Genomic DNA, 18338 nt, shown 5'->3' on the forward strand with positions numbered 1-18338 from the left:
CCCACGGGTGCCGCCCCTCCACACGTCCGGTCCGGTGACCGTCACCGCCGATCTACCGGTAGTTCACGAACTGCAGCGCGAAGTCGAAGTCCTTGCCCTTCAGGAGCGCGATGATGGCCTGCAGATCGTCACGGCTCTTGGAGCTGACCCGCAGCTCCTCGCCCTGCACCTGCGCCTTGACGCCCTTCGGGCCCTCATCGCGGATGATCTTCGCGACCTTCTTGGCGTTCTCCTGGGAGATGCCCTCCTCGATGGAGGCGAAGATCTTGTACTCCTTGCCGGACAGCTGCGGCTCACCGGCGTCCAGGGACTTCAGCGAGATGCCGCGCTTGATCAGCTTGGACTGGAAGACGTCGAGGATGGCCTTGACCCGCTCCTCGGAGTTGGCCTCCATCAGGATCTTCTCGCCGGACCAGGAGATGGAGGCGCCGACGTTCTTGAAGTCGTAGCGCTGCGAGATCTCCTTGGCGGCCTGGTTGAGGGCGTTGTCGACCTCCTGCCGCTCGACCTTCGAGACGATGTCGAAACTGGAGTCGGCCATGTCCTGTGGCTCCTTGTATCGGGGGTGTGGCGACAGCGGACCCGGCACCGGCCGGGCCCTGGGCGGGTGCGCACCGCTGAGCCGCACCCGGTGCAAAGCCTAGCCACCGCCCCGTCCGCGCCCGTCGATCAATCGGGTGGCGAAGCACCCCCGTCCATCGGGTATTGTTTACGTCGTTGCCAACGAGCACCGCCGAGAGGCGAGGCCCAGGCAGCAAACCCAAGGCGGTGTGCCCGAGCGGCCAAAGGGAGCAGACTGTAAATCTGCCGGCTCAGCCTTCCCAGGTTCGAATCCTGGCGCCGCCACACTTGGGAAAGAGGCCCCCTGACCAGTAGGTCAGGGGGCCTCTTCGTGTGCGGACCCGGTCGCGGGGGAGAGCCCGCACACCCCGGACGGCGTTGCCGGTGCACGGAAAACCGGATCAATCTTTCGGCTCCGGCGGAGTAAGCGCACAGCTCTCTTTTCAAATTTGTTGAATGCGAGAACAGCTGTTTTCGTGATGAATGCCGAGTCGGCGATGTGGCCATGTTCCGTATTTCTCTGCGCCAATTGAATGAATGAGCGCGAGGCGGACGTGACGTTTCTTCTTGCGATCGAGTTCAGTGCGTTCGACGGGCCGCACGCGGCTGCTCGTCGAACGCACTGCTCATATGGGAGAAATGATGATCCGCAAGGTTCTGGCCGGCGTCGCGCTGACGACCGCCGCCGCGGCTGCCACCGTCGGTGCCGCCGGTGGCGCCTCCGCCACCAACGGTGGCCCGCAGGCCGAGACCATGACGAGCGCCGCCGACGCCAACGACGCCGCGCGCGCCGCCGGCGAGACCGGCTACGCCACGGGCTCGACGGAGTTCGCCACCGACCACGGTGACGTCACCATCGCCGGCGACCCCGGCGGCGTGGCCAACGCCTACGGCGCGCCGTTCGTGAACGTCGACCTGCGCTGCGCCGTCCCGGCCACGCAGGGCGTCGGCGGCAACGTGCTCGGCGGCCCCGTCGCCGCGTGCGACACCGCGCCCGTCGACCAGTTCGACGCGCCCGAGCGCATCCTCTGACCTCGCGTCGGGACCCCTTCCGCACCCTCCGGTGAGCAGGGTGGCGGGGTCCGCCGAGTCCGTGTTCCCTCCTTGCGCGGACGACGTGGGCCCCGCCGCTCGTCGCTCCCGGTACGGAAATGCCGTCGAAGGGGTGACGTCGAGTGAAGAGAACGTCGCGCTCCGGTTATCAATGAGGGCTCCGACAAGCCCACCAGGGAGGCCCTTCATGTCCGTCCTGCCCGCGAAGCCCCTCACGGTGCTCGGTACCGCCACCGGTGCCGCGCTGCTCCTGCTGGCCGCGCCCGCCGCGGTCGGCGCCGCCGAGCCGTCCGAGTCCGTCACCGTCACCCCGACCGGCACGGTCGCCGACGACGGCACCGTGACGCTGTCCGGCACCTACCGCTGCACCGCCGGCCTCGCCCCCGTCTTCGTCTCGTCCTCCGTCCGCCAGGCGTCCGACGGCCCCCGGCGCGGCATCGGCGGAACCCTGGCCGACTGCGACGGCCGCGAACACACCTGGCAGAACACCGGCCGGGTCCCCGCCGGCACCGTCGAGCCGGGCGCCGCGCAGGTCGAGGCGACGGTGATGGAACTGCGCCCGCAGGCCGGTCTGCCGCTGCCGCACTTCCACGCCTCACGCGACGAGGACGTGACCCTGACCGCCGCCGCCACGGACTGACGACGACGCACACGGGAGAGCGCCGCCGCCCATTCCGCTCGGAAAATTCATTCACTTCACCGGGCGCCGAATATGTACGGCGTTGAATGCGGATACGGGCGTGAATCCGGGGGAGCCGCAGCGCCCTGACGTCATTTCGCGCGTCCGGCACCCGGTGAATTCGGAAGGCGCCGCTCGGGCTCCGCGATCATTTGGGCGGCCGGAGCACGAAAATCCTCCGGCCGCCCGAATTTCTCAGGAGTGCAGCACTCGTCGCGCAGCGACCGAGCGGGCCCCGATGCCGTACGGGTCTGCCGGGACGCCCCCGTCCAGGGGGTTTCACCGTGTACCCGCGACGATCACCACGCAGACTGAACCCATGCCGACCACAGCGCGCCGCCGAAACTGTCCCGAGTGCCGTCGCGACATCGCTGTCGTCGCAGGCCGCTTCGCCCGCCACGATCCGCCCGGCGCACGCGACGCGGGCGAGCTCGTCTCCTGCCCGGGCTCCCGCCGCCAGGCCCAGCTCGGGGCCGTGCAGGACGCCCTCGACGGGTATGTCGTCCCGCACGTGCCCGGGCAGATGCCGCTGTTCTGAGACGCCCGTACGGGGATCAGTTCCCGGCGACCGACTTCACCGCCACCGAGACCGGCGCCGATCCGGAGACCAGCTCCAGGGTCAGCCCGGCGGTGGCGGGGGTGTCCACCAGCTCGGCCAGGACGGCCGCCACGTCGTCGCGCGGCACCGAGCCGCGACCCGTCGACGCCTCCAGCCGGACGAGGCCCTTGCCCGCGTCGTTCGTCAGCGACCCGGGCCGCAGGATCGTCCAGTCCAGACCGGTACGGCGGCGTACGTCGTCGTCGGCCGCGCCCTTGGCCCGCAGGTACACGTCGAAGACGTCGTCGCCCTGGTGCGCCGCGTCGGCGCCCATCGACGACACCACGACGTACCGGCGCACCCCGGCCCGCTCCGCCGCGTCCGCGAACAGCACGGCGGCGTCCCGGTCCACGGTGTCCTTGCGGGCGACGGTGCTGCCCGGACCCGCACCGGCGGCGAAGACCGCCGCGTCGGCGCCCTGCAGATGTGCCGCGACCTCCTCCACGGACGCGGACTCCAGGTCGCACAGCACCGGCTCCGCACCGGCCGCCCGCAGGTCGTCGCCCTGCTCGGCCTTGCGGATGATGCCCGCGACCTCGATGCCGCGCGCGGCGAGCAGACGCTCCAGCCGCAGCGCGATCTGACCATGACCACCAGCGATGACAATGCGCATGATTCCGACCGTACGCCGAGCTCGGGCGGTTGACCGCGCAACCATCTCCGTGGACGTGCCGCCGGTGCGTGCGTCTGCGTGCCCACTACGCGCGCGTAGTGGCGAAAAAGCAACCACGCGCGCGTAGTTGTCCAACCGTCAGGGCCCGCCTACGCCGGGCCGCTCCCGCCCCCGTACTTGGCCGCCCGCCCCTGCCGCGGCAGGTCCATCGCGACCGCGGCCGCCGAGTCGCAGTACTCGCGCACCGCACTGGTCCGGGCCACCACCCGTCCCCGGTGCACCACGATCCGGCTGTACGCGAGCGACAGCGCCCCCGCGAGCTGGTCGCCCCGCACGGCGAGCAGCTCCGCGGGGAACCCGGCCTCCACCCGCACCTCCGGCAGCCCGAGCGCCGCCCGCGCCGCCGAACTCACCGCGTCGTACGCGTCGTCGGGCCGCAACCCGTACCGCGAGGCCAGCAGATAGGCGGCCTCCAGCGGATCGCCCCGGCCCACCGGGTTCGACACGTCCCGCATCGCCCCGCTGCCCGCGGCCACCCGTACACCGGCCGCCCGCAGCAGCCGGACGGGCGCGACGCCGCGCCCGTCCACCCCCGCGCAGCCGCCCTGCGGCAGGCAGGAGACCGTCACCCCGGCCGCCGCGAGCCCGTCGACGGCCCGCCGCACCGCCTCGGCGGGCATCCGCGCCAGACCGCCGAGCGGGCCCACGACGACCCCGGTGCGCAGCCCGCCCGCGGCGGCCGCGAGCCGGCCGAGCCGCGCCGGGGCGGCGCCGTCCGTGTGCAGATCGACCGGGCAGCCGTGCTCGGCGGCGACCTCCAGCACCGCTTCCACGTAGCCGGTCGGGTCGGGGTCCAGGTCGGGGCAGCCGCCCACCACGGAGGCGCCCATCTTCAGCGCGTCCCGCAGCATCGCAAGACCGTCCGCCCCCGCGACCCCGGTCAGCAGCCGCGGCATCGCCACCGTCCGCAGATCCGCGAGCCCCACCAGCGAGCGGCGCGCCTGCAGCACGGCCTCCAGCGACCCGAGACCCTCCATCTCGCCGATCCGCACGTGCGAGCGGACCGCGGTGGCCCCGTGCCCGAGTTGCAGCAGGGTCGCCTCGGTGGCCCGGCGCTGGACCTCCTCGGCGTCGTGGGACACCGGGCCGTCGCCGTCCGCCGACAGGGCCGTGTCGCCGTGCGCGTGCGGTTCGGCGGGCGCGGGCAGCAGCAGATAGCCGCTCAGGTCCACGCGCGAGCCGTGCGCGGCGAGACTGCCGGCCGTGCCGACCGCCTCGATGCGCCCGCCGCCCAGCCGCACGTCCACGGTCCTGCCGTCGGTGAGCCGGGCGCCGCACAGCAACAGGCCGGAGCCGTCGGGCGCGTCGTCGGGGGAGCCGGGAGAGCCGGGCGCGGGGGGCTGCTGCGGTGGACTGTCGGGCATCGCGCTCCAGAAGCTCGGGAACCGGATCTCGGGAACAAGATCACGCGGAACGGGTCGAGCCTAGGACGGCGACGGGCGCGCTTCGAGGAGCGCCGCAATAGTCGTACTGATGGGGTCTCAGGGGCCCCTGGGCCAGTCGGGACAGGGGGTCGCCCTTCCCGGCGGCCGGGCCCGCGAAACGGATTTGGGCGATCGGCGCGCGACCGTGTAATGTCTTCATCGCTCGCCCCAATAGCTCAGTCGGTAGAGCGTCTCCATGGTAAGGAGAAGGTCTGCGGTTCGATTCCGCATTGGGGCTCTGGTACACACACCGCTCGCGGTGCGCGTATCAAAGCGGTGTAGCTCAGTCGGTAGAGCAAGCGGCTCATAATCGCTGTGTCACCGGTTCAAGTCCGGTCACCGCTACTGACAGTAGCCGATTGTGGGGTCGGTCCTTCGATCGGCTACTCTTTTATGCGTTAAACCCGTCCCATCCGTTCGTCAAGGAGCACTCACGTGGCTGCCACCGACGTCCGCCCGAAGATCACGCTGGCCTGCGTGGAGTGCAAGGAGCGGAACTACATCACCAAGAAGAACCGGCGTAACAACCCGGACCGTCTTGAGATGAAGAAGCACTGCCCGCGTTGCAACGCGCACACCGCGCACCGCGAAACGCGATAAATCAGGCTCGTACACGAGGCCGTCCCCGTCAGGGGGCGGCCTCGTGTCGTTGAATCCCCCAATACAGGAGGTGCCGAGTCCATGGCGCTCGACCAGTCCTTCGTGGGGCGGAGCTACCCGCCCACCGCCCCGTACGAGGTCGGCCGGGAGAAGATCCGCGAGTTCGCCGAGGCCGTGGGGGACACCAATCCCGCCTACGCCGACCGCGCGGCGGCCCAGGCGCTCGGCCATCCCGACGTGATCGCCCCGCCGACCTTTGTGTTTGCCATCACGTTCAAGGCCGCGGGCGACGTCGTCCACGACCCTGAGCTCGGGCTCGACTACAGCCGGGTGGTGCACGGCGACCAGAAGTTCGCCTACAGCCGTCCGGTGCACGCCGGGGACCTACTCTCCGTGACGTCGACCATCGAGGGGATCAAGTCGCTCGCGGGCAACGACATCATCGATGTGCGCGGCGAGGTGCACGACGAGAACGGTGAGCACGTCGTGACCGCGTGGACCAAGCTCGTCTCGCGCGCCGCAGAGGGGGCCTGATCATGGCTACGACCATCAAGTACGCGGACGTCGAGGTCGGCACCGAGCTGCCCGCGCAGACGTTCCCGGTGACGCGCGCCACGCTGGTGCAGTACGCCGGCGCCTCCGGCGACTTCAACCCGATCCACTGGAACGAGAAGTTCGCGGTCGAGGTCGGCCTGCCGGACGTGATCGCGCACGGCATGTTCACCATGGCCGAGGCGATCCGCGTGGTCACCGACTGGGTCGGCGACCCGGCCGCCGTCGTCGAGTACGGCGTGCGGTTCACCAAGCCGGTCGTCGTGCCGAACGACGACAAGGGCGCCGAGATCGAGGTCAGCGCCAAGGTCGCCGCCAAGCTCGACGACAGTCGCGTCCGGGTCGACCTGGTCGCCACGAGCGCCGGGCAGAAGGTGCTCGGGATGTCGCGTGCGGTCGTCCAGCTGGTCTGATCGCCGCCTTCATGTGTGCGGGTAAGGGGCGTCCTCCATGGGAGGGCGCCCCTTACGCGTACCAGGGGTTGACTCGGGTAGTGATTGGCCACTAACTTACTCGCATGGTCAGGATGAGTGCGGAGGAGCGGCGCGAGAGCGTCATCCGCGCGGCGATCACCGAGTTCGCCCGGGGTGGGTACAACGGCACCTCGACCGAGGCGATCGCCAAGCGCGTGGGTGTCTCGCAGCCGTATCTCTTCCGGCTCTTCCCCGGCAAGCAGGCCATCTTCCTCGCGGCGGCCCGGCGCTGCTGCGAGAGCACCACCGAGGTGTTCCGCAAGGCCGCCGAAGGGGTCGCCCCCGAGGAGGTCGAGGCGGTGCTGGGCGGTGCGTATCTGTCCCTCATCGCCGACGATCCGGACATGCTGCTCATGCAGATGCAGATCTACGTGGCCGTGGCCGCCGCCGAGGCGGCCGGTGACCCGGAGTTCGGCGAGGAGCTGCGCGGGGCGTGGACGGAGATGTACGACACGGTCCTGCTCGCCCTGGGGGCCGACACCGAACAGACGGCCCAGTTCCTCTCCTACGGAATGCTGATCAACGTCCTGGTGTCGATGGGCTTTCCGCCCGAGCACCGGGTCTGGGCGGGCTGCGGCAAGACGGAGTGAGCGCGACGAGTGCGGGAGGCCGCCTTTTTGCGGCGTCCAAAGTTAGTCATCAATAACTAACCGTCGGCAGAGAAAAACTGGGGGAAGCGATGTCACAGCAAGAGGCACGACGCGGGGGAGCCGTCTGGGCCCTCGTCATCACCAGCGTCGCCGGATTCATGGCGGCTCTGGACAACCTCGTCGTCACCACGGCCCTGCCGTCCATCCGCCAGGACCTCGGCGGCGCCCTCGACGACCTGGAGTGGACGGTCAGCGCGTACACGCTCACCTTCGCCGTCCTGCTGATGTTCGGCGCGGCGCTCGGCGACCGGTTCGGGCGCCGGCGGCTCTTCCTGATCGGCATCACCATCTTCACCGGGTCCTCCGCCGCCGCGGCCCTGTCCACCGGGATCGACGCCCTGATCGCCGCCCGCGCGGTGCAGGGCGTCGGCGGCGCGATCATGATGCCGCTCACCCTGACGCTGCTCAGCGCCGCCGTTCCGGCCGCCAAGCGCGGGATGGCGTTCGGCATCTGGGGCGCGGCGAACGGGCTCGCGGTCGCCTCCGGGCCGCTCATCGGCGGCACCCTCACCGAACACGTGTCCTGGCACTGGATCTTCTGGCTGAACGTCCCGGTGGGCCTCGCCCTGCTGCCCCTCGCCCGGCTGCGCCTCAAGGAGTCGCACGGCACCGGCGCCCCGCTCGACCTCACCGGCACCCTGCTCGCCAGCGGCGGCCTGTTCGGCATCGTCTACGGGCTGGTCCGCGCGCCCATCGTCGGCTGGAGCGACACCGTCGTGCTGACCGGCCTGTTCGCCGGTGCCGCGCTGCTCGTCGGATTCGTCCTCCACGGCATCCGCGCCGAGAACCCCATGCTCCCCATGCGGCTCTTCCGCTCCCGCGCCTTCGCGGGGATCAACGCCGCGAGCATGCTGATGTTCCTCGGCATGTTCGGCTCGATCTTCCTGCTCAGCCAGTTCCTCCAGGGCGTCCTCGGCTACTCGCCCACCGAGGCGGGCCTGCGGATGCTGCCCTGGACCGGCATGCCGATGCTGGTCGCGCCGATCGCCGGATACCTGTCCGACCGGATCAGCGGCCGCACCATCGCCGCCGCCGGACTGTTCCTCCAGGCGCTCGGGCTCGCCTGGTTCGCCTCGGTGATCTCCGTCGACGTCTCGTACGCGGCCCAGCTGCCGGCCCTGATCGTCAGCGGCGTCGGCATGGCCCTGTACTTCGCCCCGGCCTCCAACCTGGTCATGGCCAGCGTCCGCCCCGAGGAGCAGGGCATCGCCTCCGGCTCCAACAACGCGCTGCGCGAGGTCGGCGGCGCGCTCGGCATCGCGATCATGGCGTCGATCTTCTCGGCGCAGGGCGGCTACGACTCCGCGCGGAGCTTCGTGGACGGCATCCAGCCCGCGCTCTGGGTGGGCGCCGCCCTGGTGGCCGTCGCGGGCGCCGCCGCCCTGGCCATCCCCGGCACCCGGCGCACGGCCGACGCCGTGCCGGAGCCGGTGGAGCCGGGACCGGTACTCGAGAACGCCTGACAGCAGCACCTCGTACGGAACCGGATACCGCCCGCAGCCCACGTTCGCAGTCGAAGGAGCACGTCATGCCGACCCTGCCCTGGACCACGCCGAACCCACCGCCCGCCGGAACCGAGATGCTCGTCTTCGCCTCGCGCTTCGAGACCCGCACCTTATGGGGCGCCCTGAAGTTCTTCGCCCGTACGCCCGCCGTCTGGCGCCAGGTGGGGCGGGCGCCCGGCGCCTACGGAGCCACCCTGAAGGCGGCGCCCCTGAAGCGGACCTTCTGGACCCTGTCCGCCTGGGAGTCGCCCCGGGCGCTGAAGGACTTCGCGGCCTCCGCGCCGCACGGGCCCGCCGCCGGCGGCCTGCGCGGACAGATGAAGGACTCCGAGTTCCTCACCTGGAAGGCGTCGGCCGGCGACCTGCCCCTCGACTGGGAGGACGCCCTGCGGCGGTTCCGGTGATCCGGTGAGAACCCGTACGGCCACGGCCCCGTCGGTGCGGCGGGGCCGTTCTCGTACTCTGGAGCGCGTGCAGGAACTCCACGACGCCCCTCTCGCCCCCCTGACCACCTTCCGGCTCGGCGGGCCCGCCACCCGGCTGCTCACCGCGACCACCGACGCCGAGGTGATCGACGCGGTGCGCGAGGCCGACGCCACCGGCACCCCGCTGCTGATCATCGGCGGCGGCAGCAACCTCGTCATCGGCGACGCGGGCTTCACGGGCACCGCCCTGCGGATCGCCACCAAGGGCTTCGAACTCGACGGTACGAGGCTGGAGCTGGCCGCCGGAGAGGTGTGGACGGACGCCGTGGCGCGCACCGTCGAAGCCGGTCTCGCGGGCATCGAGTGCCTCGCCGGGATCCCGGGCTCCGCGGGCGCGACCCCGATCCAGAACGTCGGCGCGTACGGCCAGGAGGTCTCCGCCACGATCACCGAGGTGATCGCCTACGACCGCGCGGCGGGCGAGACCGTCACCCTGGCGAACGCCGAGTGCGCCTTCTCGTACCGGCACAGCCGCTTCAAGGCCGAACCCGACCGCTATGTAGTGCTGCGGGTGCGCTTCGAGCTGGAGGACGCGGGCGGTCTCAGCGCGCCCGTCAAGTACCCGGAGACGGCCCGCACCCTCGGCGTCGAGGCCGGTGACCGGGTTCCGGCCGCGACCGCCCGCGAGACCGTCCTGAAGCTGCGCGCGGGCAAGGGCATGGTGCTCGACCCCGAGGATCACGACACCTGGTCGGCCGGGTCGTTCTTCACCAACCCGATCCTCACGGACGAGGAGTTCGCGGCGTTCCACGCGCGCGTGGCGGAACGTCTGGGCCCCGACGCGAAGGCGCCCGCGTTTCCGGCGGGGGAGGGGCTGACGAAGACCTCCGCGGCCTGGCTCATCGACAAGGCGGGCTTCACCAAGGGCTACGGCAGCGGCCCGGCCCGCATCTCCACCAAGCACACCCTCGCCCTCACCAACCGCGGCGAGGCCACCACCGAGGACCTGCTGACGCTGGCCCGCGAGGTCGTGGCGGGCGTCAGGGACGCCTTCGGCGTGACGCTCGTCAACGAACCCGTGACCGTCGGCGTCCGTCTCTGAGCAGCGGTTTTTATCCATTGACCTGGTAGAGGTCCGCCCCTGACGGTGACGGCGTCGACGAGCTGGTCGACACGCACATCAGGGGTGGGGACCACAGATGCGGGACACCGACGGGCAACTCGTGCTGCCCGCGTACGAGCGCGCCGAACGACTGCTGCGCGCGGGGGAGTTGACGGCGGCCGGGGCCTAGGCGCAGGCGCGCCTCGACGAGCACGTCGAGCCCGGGGACATCACCGGCGTCTTCCGCGAGGGCATCGAGATGACCGGCGCGCAGGTGACCGGCGTGTGGCACCCGGCGTCCTCGACAAGGCGGAGGGCTTCTCCGACGCCCCTCAGTAGGCCACTCCGACGCCCTGCTTCACCGTCGCCGGGTCGTTGACCATCGCCAGCATCGCGTGCGCCACGTCCGCGCGTCCGGCGAAGCGGCCCGCGCGCGGGAAGCCGCCCACGACGGTGCGGTACACGCCGGTGACCGGCTTGTTCTGGAGCCGGGGCGGCCGCACCGAGGTCCAGTCGGTCGCGCTGCTGGCCAGTTCGGCCTCCATGGCCGTCAGGTCCACGTAGATGTTCTTCAGGAGCGCGCCGATGAGCTTTTCGCCGAGCCGGTCGACGAGCGGTGAGTCCTCCGGCGTCGGGCCCACCGGCGCCGCGCTCACCACGAGCAGCCGGCGCGTGCCCGCCGTCTCCATGGCCCGCAGGACCGACCGCGTCAGCGTCGTCGCGATGCCCGCGTCCGCGCGCCGGCGGGCGCCGAGCCCGGACAGGACCGCGTCCCGGCCGGCGACCGCGGGACGCAGCGACTCGGGATCCGACAGATCGGCCCGGACGACCTCCAGGCGCTCACCGGTCACGGTGAGGCGCGCGGGATCGCGCACCACCGCCGTCACCTCGTGCCCGGCGGCCAGGGCCTGCCGGACGATCTCCTGCCCGATGCCGCCGGTCGCACCGAAGACCGTGAGCTTCATGGCGTACCTCCAGGGTCGTGCGTCCGTAGGGAGAGAAAAGGGTGGGTGAGTATTCACTCACCCCCTTCACCCTTAGAGTGAGTGAGTACTCACCCCTGCGTCAAGGTTGGTTGGAACCCGCATGGACCAGAAGCCGGCCCGCGTCCGCATCGTCGAAGCGGCCCACGACCTCATGCTGAGCATCGGCCTCGCCCGCACCACCACCAAGGCGATCGCACAGGCGGCGGGGTGCTCCGAGGCGGCGCTCTACAAGTACTTCGCCAGTAAGGAGGAGCTGTTCGTGACGGTGCTCAACGAGCGCCTCCCGAAGCTGGGTTCACTCCTGGGCCGCCTCCTCGCGGAAGGCGTGGGCGATCCCGGCCGCACCGTCGAGGAGAACCTCAGGGACATCGCCCACGAAGCGGCCCTCTTCTACGAGCAGACGTTCCCGATGGCCGCGTCCCTGTACGCGGAGCCCAAGCTCAAGCGCCGCCACGAAGAGGTGATGCGCGAACTGGGCAAGGGCCCGCACCGGCCGATCCAGGGCCTCGACGCCTACCTGCGGGCCGAACAGAGCGCGGGCCGCATCAGCGCGGACGCCGACACCTACGCGGCCGCGTCCCTCCTCCTGGGCGCCTGCGCGCAGCGCGCCTTCGCCTACGACATGTCACCGGACGGCAAACCGCCGCAGCCCGTCGACGAGTTCGCCGCGCACATCGCGCGCACGCTCCTCACCGGGATCGCCTGACGGCCTTCAGGCGGCCAGCCAGTCCTCCACACCGCTCAGGAGCTTCTCCTTGACCTCCTCGGGCGCCGCCGAACCGCGCACCGACTGCCGGGCCAGCTCGGCCAGTTCCGCGTCCGTGAAGCCGTGGTGACGGCGCACCAGCTCGTACTGGTCGGCGAGACGTGAGCCGAACAGCAGCGGGTCGTCGGCGCCGAGCGCCATCGGCACCCCGGCGTCGAAGAGCGTGCGCAGCGGCACGTCCGACGGCTTCTCGTAGACACCGAGCGCGACGTTCGACGCCGGGCACACCTCGCAGGTGACACCGGACTCGGCGAGCCGCCGCAGCAGCCGCGGGTCCTCGGCGGCCCGCACCCCGTGCCCGACCCGGTGGGCGTCCAGGTCGTCCAGGCAGTCGCGCACGGACGACGGGCCCGTCAGCTCGCCGCCGTGCGGCGCGGACAGCAGCCCGCCCTCGCGCGCGATGGCGAACGCCCGGTCGAAGTCGCGCGCCATCCCGCGCCGTTCGTCGTTGGAGAGCCCGAAGCCGACGACGCCCCGGTCCGCGTACCGCACCGCGAGCCGCGCCAGCGTACGGGCGTCCAGCGGGTGCTTCATCCGGTTCGCGGCCACCAGCACGCGCATCCCGAGCCCGGTCTCGCGCGAGGCGCTGTCCACGGCGTCCAGGATGATCTCCAGCGCGGGGATCAGCCCGCCCAGTCTGGGCGCGTACGAGGTCGGGTCGACCTGGATCTCCAGCCAGCCCGACCCGTCGGCGATGTCCTCCTCGGCGGCCTCCCGCACCAGACGCTGGATGTCCTCGGGCTCCCGCAGACAGGACCGCGCGGCGTCGTAGAGCCGCTGGAACCGGAACCAGCCCCGCTCGTCCGTGGCCCGCAGCTTCGGCGGTTCCGCCCCGGTCAGCGCCTCGGGCAGCCGCACCCCGTACTTGTCCGCGAGGTCGAGCAGGGTCGTGGGCCGCATCGACCCGGTGAAGTGCAGATGCAGATGGGCCTTGGGCAACTGACGTACGTCACGTCCTTCATGCTCCATCCCAAGATCCTGCCGTACGTACCTGTAGTACCGGTAGCGGCTTTCCACCTTCGGGGTCTCGCCCGAACGAAGAAACGGGCCGCCTCCTCGAAGAAGGAGACGGCCCGCCCACAGTGACGCGGGTCAGTTCTTGGCCTCGGCCAGCAGCTTCTGCATCCGCGAGACGCCCTCGACGAGGTCCTCGTCACCCAGCGCGTACGAAAGCCGCAGGTAGCCCGGGGTGCCGAAGGCCTCGCCCGGAACCACGGCGACCTCGGCCTCCTCCAGGATCAGCGCGGCCAGCTCGACCGAGGTCTGCGGGCGCTTGCCGCGGATCTCCTTGCCGAGCAGCTCCTTCACCGACGGGTACGCGTAGAAGGCACCCTCGGGCTCCGGGCAGAGCACGCCGTCGATCTCGTTGAGCATCCGCACGATCGTCTGGCGACGCCGGTCGAAGGCCTTCTTCATCTCCTCCACGGCGGTCAGGTCGCCGGACACGGCGGCGAGCGCGGCCGCCTGCGCCACGTTGGAGACGTTCGACGTGGCGTGCGACTGGAGGTTCGTCGCGGCCTTCACGACGTCCTTCGGGCCGATGATCCACCCCACCCGCCAGCCGGTCATCGCGTACGTCTTCGCCACACCGTTGACCACGATGCACTTGTCGCGCAGCTCGGGCAGGATCGCCGGCAGCGAGGTGAACTTCGCGTCCCCGTAGACGAGGTGCTCGTAGATCTCGTCCGTCATGACCCACAGGCCGTGCTCCACGGCCCAGCGGCCGATCGCCTCGGCGTCGGCCTCGCTGTACACGGCGCCCGTCGGGTTCGACGGCGACACGAAGAGCACGACCTTGGTGCGCTCGGTGCGCGCGGCCTCCAACTGCTCGACGGAGACGCGGTATCCGGTCGTCTCGTCGGCCACGACCTCCACCGGCACGCCGCCCGCGAGACGGATCGACTCCGGGTACGTGGTCCAGTACGGGGCCGGGACGATGACCTCGTCGCCCGGGTCGAGGATCGCGGCGAACGCCTCGTAGATGGCCTGCTTGCCGCCGTTGGTCACCAGGATCTGGGAGGCGTCGACCTCGTAGCCGGAGTCGCGCAGCGTCTTCGCCGCGATCGCCGACTTCAGCTCCGGCAGCCCGCCGGCCGGCGTGTAGCGGTGGAACTTCGGGTTCTTGCAGGCCTCGACGGCCGCCTCGACCACGTAGTCCGGCGTCGGGAAGTCGGGTTCACCGGCGCCGAAGCCGATCACCGGACGCCCGGCGGCCTTGAGGGCCTTGGCCTTGGCGTCGACCGCGAGGGTCGCGGACTCGGAGATCGAACCGACACGGGCGGAGACCCGACGCTCGGTAGGGGAGGAACCACCAGCGGAAGGAGAAGGAGTTGCAGCGCTCATAACCCCATCGTTCCAGACCGGAAACCCGCCCGGCACACGGGTTTCCAAGACCACCGGATCCACTGTTGATCCACTTCCCGTCCTTGTTCGTTCGACGGAGGGCCGCGGAGCACGTACACTCACTGCTCGTTGGCCTTCACCGGCCGCACTTTCCGGCCGCACTCCGTGCGGATCGGCGGATGCGGTACGTTGGGGGAAACAAAGGGTCGTAGCTCAATTGGTAGAGCACTGGTCTCCAAAACCAGCGGTTGGGGGTTCAAGTCCCTCCGGCCCTGCTACACACACCTTCGCCAGGATGTGTGCGCATGTACGTACTGCATTGCACCGCCGTGCGGCTCAACCGGGCGCGGCACGGCCACGACCCGGAATCAGGTGAGGACGAGTGACGGACGCCGTGGGCTCCATCGACATGCCTGATGCTGAGGATGAGGCCCCCGAGTCGAAGAAGGCTCGGAAGAAGGGCGGCAAGCGCGGCAAGAAGGGCCCCTTCGGCCGTCTCGCGCTCTTCTACCGCCAGATCGTCGCTGAGCTCCGCAAGGTCGTCTGGCCGACGCGCAGTCAGCTCTCGACGTACACGACGGTCGTGATCGTCTTCGTCGTCATCATGATCGGTCTCGTCACCGTGATTGACTATGGGTTCAGCCACCTCGTGAAGTACGTCTTCGGCTGAGCCGAAATGCGGAGGGCGCCTCTTCGGCGCCCCTTTCGCGTGTTCCACCCCCTTGTATCCAGGAAGAAGCAGCCACCGTGTCTGACCCGAACCTGAACGACGCCGTCGAGCCGCGCGCGGACGACGCGGAGTCCGTGGAGGACCAGCTCGACATCGTCGAGGCGGCGGACGCCGAGGACCCGGACCAGGCCGAGGCTGCCGACATCGCCGCCGGTGAGCCCGCCGAAGAGGCCGCGCTCGAGGTCGAGGCCGCCGACGCGGACGACGTCGAGACGGACGCCGAAGAGGGCGCCGAGGCCGCTGAGGACGCCACCGAGGAGCCCGAGGAGGAGCTGGAGCCGGTCGACCCGGTGACCGCCCTCCGCGACGAGCTGCGCGGCCTGCCCGGCGAGTGGTACGTCATCCACACCTACGCGGGCTACGAGAAGCGCGTGAAGGCCAACCTGGAGCAGCGTGCCGTCTCGCTGAACGTCGAGGAGTTCATCTACCAGGCCGAGGTGCCCGAGGAAGAGATCGTCCAGATCAAGAACGGCGAGCGCAAGAACGTCCGGCAGAACAAGCTGCCCGGTTACGTTCTCGTCCGCATGGATCTGACGAACGAGTCCTGGGGCGTCGTCCGCAACACCCCCGGCGTCACCGGCTTCGTGGGCAACGCGTACGACCCGTACCCGCTGACCCTGGACGAGATCGTCAAGATGCTCGCCCCGGAGGCCGAGGAGAAGGCCGCCCGTGAGGCCGCCGAGGCCGAGGGCAAGCCGGCTCCGGCCCGCAAGGTCACCGTCGAGGTCCTGGACTTCGAGGTGGGCGACTCGGTCACCGTCACCGACGGCCCGTTCGCCACGCTCCAGGCCACGATCAACGAGATCAACGCCGACTCGAAGAAGGTCAAGGGCCTCGTCGAGATCTTCGGCCGCGAGACCCCGGTCGAGCTGAGCTTCGACCAGATCCAGAAGAACTAGCGCTTTCCAGCAGCTTCTGGGCACACCGCTTCCGAACAGGTCAGATGGGCTCGCAAAAGCCTGTCTGACCTGCTCGGTTTTTAGCCGCGCATGGATACCCGTTATCGTTGTGCGGTATGCCTCCATCCGGATGATCTGGACGATCATCGTGCACGGATGGCGGCTGAACACTCTCACTAAGACCCGGAGAGAGAGCACATGCCTCCCAAGAAGAAGAAGGTCACGGGGCTCATCAAGCTCCAGATCCAGGCCGGCGCCGCCAACCCGGCCCCGCCGGTCGGCCCCGCGCTGGGCCAGCACGGCGTCAACATCATGGAGTTCTGCAAGGCCTACAACGCCGCGACCGAGTCGCAGCGTGGCTGGGTCATCCCGGTGGAGATCACGGTTTACGAGGACCGCTCGTTCACCTTCATCACCAAGACCCCGCCGGCCGCGAAGATGATCCTCAAGGCCGCTGGTGTCGAGAAGGGCTCCGGCGAGCCCCACAAGACCAAGGTCGCCAAGATCACCGAGGCGCAGGTCCGCGAGATCGCCACCACCAAGATGGCCGACCTCAACGCCAACGACCTGGACGCCGCGTCGAAGATCATCGCCGGCACCGCCCGCTCCATGGGCATCACGGTCGAGGGCTGACGGCTCCTTTCGTAGCCCCTCGTAAGCAGAACACCGTGGTAGGGCCTGCTCGGCCCGCACCACGACTCCTCAGACACACACAGGAGCAGTAGTGAGCAAGCGCAGCAAGACTCTCCGCGCTGCGGACGCCAAGGTCGACCGGGACAAGTTCTACGCCCCGCTCGAGGCGATCCGTCTCGCCAAGGAGACCTCCGCGACGAAGTTCGACGGCACCGTCGAGGTCGCCTTCCGCCTGGGCGTTGACCCGCGCAAGGCCGACCAGATGGTCCGTGGCACCGTGAACCTCCCGCACGGCACCGGCAAGACCGCCCGGGTCCTGGTCTTCGCGACCGGTGACCGTGCTGCGGCCGCGGAGGCCGCCGGCGCCGACATCGTCGGCTCCGACGAGCTCATCGACGAGATCTCCAAGGGCCAGCGCCTGAACGAGTTCGACGCCGTTGTCGCCACCCCGGACCTCATGGGCAAGGTCGGCCGCCTCGGCCGCGTGCTCGGTCCGCGTGGCCTGATGCCGAACCCGAAGACCGGCACCGTGACCCCGGACGTGGCCAAGGCCGTGAACGAGATCAAGGGCGGCAAGATCGAGTTCCGCGTCGACAAGCACTCGAACCTGCACTTCATCATCGGCAAGGTGTCCTTCGACGACACCAAGCTGGTGGAGAACTACGGCGCGGCGCTCGACGAGATCCTTCGTCTGAAGCCGTCCGCCGCCAAGGGTCGCTACATCAAGAAGGCCGCCATCGCCACCACGATGGGCCCCGGCGTTCCGGTCGACCCGAACCGCACCCGGAACCTCCTCGTCGAGGAGGACCCGGCTGCTGTCTGAGTCCCTTCGTGACTCGCTGAAGTCGGCTACGGGCCCCGCACCTTCCGAGGTGCGGGGCCCGTTCCTCTTTTCCCGTCCCCTCGTCGGCGCCGCTGCGCTAGCGTCGCGGTGATCGACCCGGGGGAGCCGATGAGACACGGACGACTGGTGGTGCCCGCCATCGTGGGCGCACTGCTCGCGGGCTGCGGCGGCGGGCGGAGCCCCGGTGCGGACGAGGCGGCCGGTGCGCTGCACCGGGCCCGTCAGAAGGTCACCGCGGCCGGTTCGGCCCGGGTCGACGCGACGATGCGCACCGGCGGCACCCTCTCCTCGCGCTCCACCGGCGCCCTCAGCTGGTCGCGCGGCGTGCAGGGAACGGTGACGGTCCGGGTCACCGGCGGTGAGCTGGCCGCCTCCACCCGGAAGCTGGGCGGCGATCCGTCCCAGACCCGCTTCCTGCCCGACGCCTACTACACGCGGATGACGGACGCGTTCGCCGCCGGGCAGGGCGGCAGGCACTGGATCCGGCACCCGTACGACACGACCAGTGACCTCACCCCGGCCGACGCGCTGAAGGCGCTCGGCGCGGCCGACGACGTCCACCGGGTGGGACGGGCCACCGTGCGCGGCACCGAGACCACCCACTACCGGGGGACCGCGGGCAAGCAGCGCCTGGAGGTGTGGCTCGACGCCCGCCACCTCCTGGTCCAACGCGCCTGTCGCGAGGGCGAGTTCACCGTCACCGTCCGCTACAGCGACTACGGCGTCGCCGCCACGGCCGAGCGGCCGCCCGCCCACGACACCGTGGACCTCGCCGACGTGGCGGCGGGCGGCTGAAACCGGACGGCTGTCCGAGGCGTCCCCTAAGGTGCGATGAGTACACG

General features: G+C 70.3%; 22 protein-coding genes and 4 tRNA genes. 20 read left to right on the forward strand and 6 right to left on the reverse strand.

Annotated elements, in window-relative coordinates:
- Positions 1-52 precede the first annotated feature (52 nt).
- Positions 53-541 carry a YajQ family cyclic di-GMP-binding protein gene (locus tag ABII15_RS22705; protein WP_353944155.1) on the reverse strand — a complete coding sequence of 163 codons (489 nt, stop codon included), beginning with the start codon at positions 539-541 and terminating at the stop codon, positions 53-55.
- A 223-nt stretch (positions 542-764) separates the two neighbouring features.
- Between ABII15_RS22705 and ABII15_RS22710 the strand changes: the two genes are divergently transcribed.
- The 4 genes from ABII15_RS22710 to ABII15_RS22725 all read left to right on the forward strand — a co-directional run bounded on the left by ABII15_RS22710 (position 765) and on the right by ABII15_RS22725 (position 2831).
- A tRNA-Tyr gene (locus ABII15_RS22710) sits at positions 765-846 on the forward strand.
- Positions 847-1200: 354 nt separating this feature from the next.
- Positions 1201-1593 (forward strand): hypothetical protein, encoded by a 393-nt coding sequence (locus ABII15_RS22715; protein WP_353944156.1) that lies wholly within the window; start codon positions 1201-1203, stop codon positions 1591-1593.
- A gap of 208 nt (positions 1594-1801) precedes the next feature.
- Positions 1802-2254, forward strand: a complete 453-nt coding sequence (locus tag ABII15_RS22720) for a DUF6299 family protein (RefSeq protein WP_353944157.1) — start codon at positions 1802-1804, stop codon at positions 2252-2254.
- Positions 2255-2612: 358 nt separating this feature from the next.
- Complete coding sequence (locus ABII15_RS22725; protein ID WP_351458315.1) at positions 2613-2831, forward strand: hypothetical protein; 219 nt, start codon at positions 2613-2615, stop codon at positions 2829-2831.
- Between the two features lie 16 nt (positions 2832-2847).
- On the opposite strand, the gene ABII15_RS22730 is transcribed toward ABII15_RS22725, so the two are convergent.
- Together ABII15_RS22730 and ABII15_RS22735 are read right to left on the reverse strand one after the other, a co-directional pair.
- Entirely contained in the window at positions 2848-3504 is a 657-nt protein-coding gene (locus ABII15_RS22730; protein WP_353944158.1) for an SDR family oxidoreductase, read from the reverse strand.
- A 149-nt stretch (positions 3505-3653) separates the two neighbouring features.
- Positions 3654-4928: an amidohydrolase family protein gene (locus ABII15_RS22735; protein WP_353944159.1), complete on the reverse strand. Its 1275-nt coding sequence runs from the start codon at positions 4926-4928 to the stop codon at positions 3654-3656.
- A gap of 225 nt (positions 4929-5153) precedes the next feature.
- Here ABII15_RS22735 and ABII15_RS22740 point away from each other — a divergent pair.
- From ABII15_RS22740 to ABII15_RS22780, 9 genes are all read left to right on the forward strand, one after another.
- Positions 5154-5226 (forward strand) — tRNA-Thr (locus ABII15_RS22740).
- A gap of 34 nt (positions 5227-5260) precedes the next feature.
- Positions 5261-5333: transfer RNA gene (locus ABII15_RS22745), tRNA-Met, on the forward strand.
- 90 nt (positions 5334-5423) lie between these two features.
- Entirely contained in the window at positions 5424-5588 is a 165-nt protein-coding gene (gene rpmG, locus ABII15_RS22750; protein WP_003948671.1) for a 50S ribosomal protein L33, read from the forward strand.
- A gap of 81 nt (positions 5589-5669) precedes the next feature.
- Positions 5670-6122: a MaoC family dehydratase N-terminal domain-containing protein gene (locus ABII15_RS22755; RefSeq protein WP_353944160.1), complete on the forward strand. Its 453-nt coding sequence runs from the start codon at positions 5670-5672 to the stop codon at positions 6120-6122.
- Positions 6123-6124: 2 nt separating this feature from the next.
- Positions 6125-6553, forward strand: coding sequence for a MaoC family dehydratase (locus tag ABII15_RS22760; protein ID WP_353944161.1), 429 nt, complete (start codon positions 6125-6127; stop codon positions 6551-6553).
- Positions 6554-6657: 104 nt separating this feature from the next.
- Positions 6658-7203: a TetR/AcrR family transcriptional regulator gene (locus tag ABII15_RS22765; protein ID WP_353944162.1), complete on the forward strand. Its 546-nt coding sequence runs from the start codon at positions 6658-6660 to the stop codon at positions 7201-7203.
- A gap of 89 nt (positions 7204-7292) precedes the next feature.
- Entirely contained in the window at positions 7293-8726 is a 1434-nt protein-coding gene (locus tag ABII15_RS22770) for a DHA2 family efflux MFS transporter permease subunit (RefSeq protein ID WP_353944163.1), read from the forward strand.
- Positions 8727-8791: 65 nt separating this feature from the next.
- The gene (locus tag ABII15_RS22775; protein WP_353944164.1) at positions 8792-9172 is read left to right on the forward strand and encodes a DUF3291 domain-containing protein; all 381 of its coding nucleotides are present in this window, start codon (positions 8792-8794) and stop codon (positions 9170-9172) included.
- A 58-nt stretch (positions 9173-9230) separates the two neighbouring features.
- Positions 9231-10295 (forward strand): UDP-N-acetylmuramate dehydrogenase, encoded by a 1065-nt coding sequence (locus tag ABII15_RS22780; protein ID WP_353947160.1) that lies wholly within the window; start codon positions 9231-9233, stop codon positions 10293-10295.
- A 332-nt stretch (positions 10296-10627) separates the two neighbouring features.
- Here ABII15_RS22780 and ABII15_RS22785 read toward each other — a convergent pair whose 3' ends face one another.
- Positions 10628-11260, reverse strand: coding sequence for an SDR family oxidoreductase (locus ABII15_RS22785; protein WP_353944165.1), 633 nt, complete (start codon positions 11258-11260; stop codon positions 10628-10630).
- Positions 11261-11381: 121 nt separating this feature from the next.
- On the opposite strand from ABII15_RS22785, the gene ABII15_RS22790 reads away from it, so the two are divergent.
- Positions 11382-11987 (forward strand): TetR/AcrR family transcriptional regulator, encoded by a 606-nt coding sequence (locus ABII15_RS22790; RefSeq protein ID WP_353944166.1) that lies wholly within the window; start codon positions 11382-11384, stop codon positions 11985-11987.
- A 6-nt stretch (positions 11988-11993) separates the two neighbouring features.
- Here ABII15_RS22790 and ABII15_RS22795 read toward each other — a convergent pair whose 3' ends face one another.
- Together ABII15_RS22795 and ABII15_RS22800 are read right to left on the reverse strand one after the other, a co-directional pair.
- Positions 11994-13016 carry an adenosine deaminase gene (locus tag ABII15_RS22795; protein WP_353944167.1) on the reverse strand — a complete coding sequence of 341 codons (1023 nt, stop codon included), beginning with the start codon at positions 13014-13016 and terminating at the stop codon, positions 11994-11996.
- A gap of 123 nt (positions 13017-13139) precedes the next feature.
- Complete coding sequence (locus ABII15_RS22800) at positions 13140-14390, reverse strand: pyridoxal phosphate-dependent aminotransferase (RefSeq protein ID WP_353944168.1); 1251 nt, start codon at positions 14388-14390, stop codon at positions 13140-13142.
- Positions 14391-14592: 202 nt separating this feature from the next.
- Between ABII15_RS22800 and ABII15_RS22805 the strand changes: the two genes are divergently transcribed.
- From ABII15_RS22805 to ABII15_RS22830, 6 genes are all read left to right on the forward strand, one after another.
- Positions 14593-14665: transfer RNA gene (locus tag ABII15_RS22805), tRNA-Trp, on the forward strand.
- 107 nt (positions 14666-14772) lie between these two features.
- Positions 14773-15060: a preprotein translocase subunit SecE gene (gene secE, locus ABII15_RS22810; protein ID WP_353944169.1), complete on the forward strand. Its 288-nt coding sequence runs from the start codon at positions 14773-14775 to the stop codon at positions 15058-15060.
- Between the two features lie 77 nt (positions 15061-15137).
- Entirely contained in the window at positions 15138-16019 is an 882-nt protein-coding gene (nusG, locus tag ABII15_RS22815; RefSeq protein WP_353944170.1) for a transcription termination/antitermination protein NusG, read from the forward strand.
- A gap of 198 nt (positions 16020-16217) precedes the next feature.
- Entirely contained in the window at positions 16218-16652 is a 435-nt protein-coding gene (rplK, locus tag ABII15_RS22820) for a 50S ribosomal protein L11 (RefSeq protein ID WP_353944171.1), read from the forward strand.
- A 91-nt stretch (positions 16653-16743) separates the two neighbouring features.
- Positions 16744-17475 (forward strand): 50S ribosomal protein L1, encoded by a 732-nt coding sequence (gene rplA, locus ABII15_RS22825; RefSeq protein ID WP_353944172.1) that lies wholly within the window; start codon positions 16744-16746, stop codon positions 17473-17475.
- Positions 17476-17604: 129 nt separating this feature from the next.
- Positions 17605-18291: a hypothetical protein gene (locus ABII15_RS22830; RefSeq protein WP_353944173.1), complete on the forward strand. Its 687-nt coding sequence runs from the start codon at positions 17605-17607 to the stop codon at positions 18289-18291.
- Positions 18292-18338: the final 47 nt, after the last annotated feature.

The organism is Streptomyces sp. HUAS MG91 (assembly GCF_040529335.1).
Taxonomy (GTDB): domain Bacteria; phylum Actinomycetota; class Actinomycetes; order Streptomycetales; family Streptomycetaceae; genus Streptomyces; species Streptomyces tabacisoli.